The 1,722-nt window shown below is 67.0% G+C and carries 2 protein-coding genes; one reads left to right on the plus strand and one right to left on the minus strand.

Annotated elements, in window-relative coordinates; genetic code table 11:
- Positions 1–85: 85 nt before the first annotated feature.
- On the plus strand, positions 86–805 hold the full coding sequence (locus DYI24_RS26075) for a DNA-3-methyladenine glycosylase family protein (RefSeq protein WP_205523702.1): 720 nt from the start codon (positions 86–88) through the stop codon (positions 803–805).
- A 143-nt stretch (positions 806–948) separates the two neighbouring features.
- Here DYI24_RS26075 and nikR read toward each other — a convergent pair whose 3' ends face one another.
- On the minus strand, positions 949–1,389 hold the full coding sequence (gene nikR / locus DYI24_RS26080; protein ID WP_164574370.1) for a nickel-responsive transcriptional regulator NikR: 441 nt from the start codon (positions 1,387–1,389) through the stop codon (positions 949–951).
- Positions 1,390–1,722 lie beyond the last annotated feature (333 nt).

Below are 1,722 nucleotides of genomic sequence, written 5' to 3' on the forward strand. Positions count from 1 at the left end.
ATCCATCGGATGAGAGACTCTTTTACGATAGCGGATGGATGCGCGGGTCAAGCCCGCGCATGACGCCGGAAAGCCGAACCACCTGATGACCATTCATCTCGACAGCCAGGCCGACCTCGAGGACGCCATCACCGCGCTGGTGAAGCGGGACCCGCGGCTCAAGCCCGTGCTGCAGGTCGCCGGCATGCCGGCGCTGCGCCGGCGCGAGCCGGGCTTTGCCGGCCTCGCCGCGATCGTCTGCGGCCAGCAGCTCTCGACCGCGTCGGCCGCAGCGATCTGGGGCCGGGTCTCGGCGGCGTTCGATCCGTTCGAGCACGGCGCGATCAAGCGGGCGCGGGCCGACCGGCTGGCGCGGCTCGGTCTTTCAACCGCGAAGATCAAGACGCTGAAGGCGCTGGCCAAGGAGCTCGCCGCCGAACGGCTCAACCTCGATGTGCTGGCCGAAGAAGACGCCGACGCCGCCCACGCCACGCTGACGGCGCTGCACGGCATCGGGCCGTGGACCGCCGACATCTATCTGTTGTTCTGCCTCGGCCACGGCGACGCCTGGCCGGCCGGCGATCTCGCGGTGCAGGAAGCGATGCGGATCGGCCTTGGCCTGAAAGCGCGCCCGACCGTGAAACAGATGGCGCCGCTCGCCGAGCCCTGGCGCCCACTACGCGGCGCCGCGGCACATCTGTGGTGGGCCTACTATCACGCCGTGAAGCGGCGCGAGGGCGTGATCGGCGACGACAAGGCGGCGAAAGTCGTGGCGAAGAAAGCCCCTGCAAAGACACCTCGCGCCCGGAAGTCACCGAAGCGCTGAAAGCGTTCCGTCATTGCGAGGAGCGAAGCGACGAAGCAATCCAGCGGGTAGGTGCACGGAGCCCCTGGATTGCTTCGCCTTCGGCTCGCAATGACGTTGAGAGTCTTCCTGTCAGGAGCGGACTTTTGGCGTGCCTCTCAGGATCACGAGTCATGCTCGTGATGATGGTCGTGATCCTCTGCCGGCGGCTCCGCCGGGATCGTCACCAGCCGGCCATAGCGGACGCCGCGTTCGGCGAAGATGTGGTCGGCGAAATGCTGCAGCTCGGTGGCGTTGCCGTCGAGGATCGTCACTTCCAGGCACTGATCATGATCGAGATGCACGTGCATCGTGGCGCGGGACAGATCGTGGTGATGGTGGAAGCTCTGCGTCAGCTTGCGCGGCAGGTCGCGCTTGGAGTGATCGTAGGTATAGACCATCGCGCCGACGCAATGCCCGCCAGTGGTCTCCGCTGCGGTCTGCTGGATGCCGATCCGCGCCAGATCGCGGATCGCCTCGGAGCGGTTCTGGTAGCCGCGCGCCGCGATGATGGCGTCGAGCTTCTCCATCAGGTCGTCGTCGAGCGTGATGGTGACGCGGTGCATCGAGTGCCTCTTGCTGGTTACCAGGTTGTCAGTATGAAGTTTGATTGACTTCGTCATACTCGCCGGGCACGCTGCGACCGTGGGCGCTCTGCCGGGACCGCCTGCGATAACAGATTTGGGGCGGGCGCGTCTTGCAACGATGCAGGACACGAGGGGGTGCGCGTGGCGAGTGTCCGGCGAAAGATGATGCGCGGCTGCGCGGTCGGCTGCATCGTGACGACTGTCGCGCTAACGGCCGGGACGGCGCGGGCCGAGCAGGCGCTGCCGCAGGTCACCATCGACGCCCCGGCCGACACCAAGCCGAAGCCGCCGCGACGACACGCCCCCGAGACC

Origin of the sequence: Rhodopseudomonas sp. BR0C11 (assembly GCF_010820945.1) — a bacterium.
Classification (GTDB): Bacteria; Pseudomonadota; Alphaproteobacteria; order Rhizobiales; family Xanthobacteraceae; genus Rhodopseudomonas; species Rhodopseudomonas palustris_H.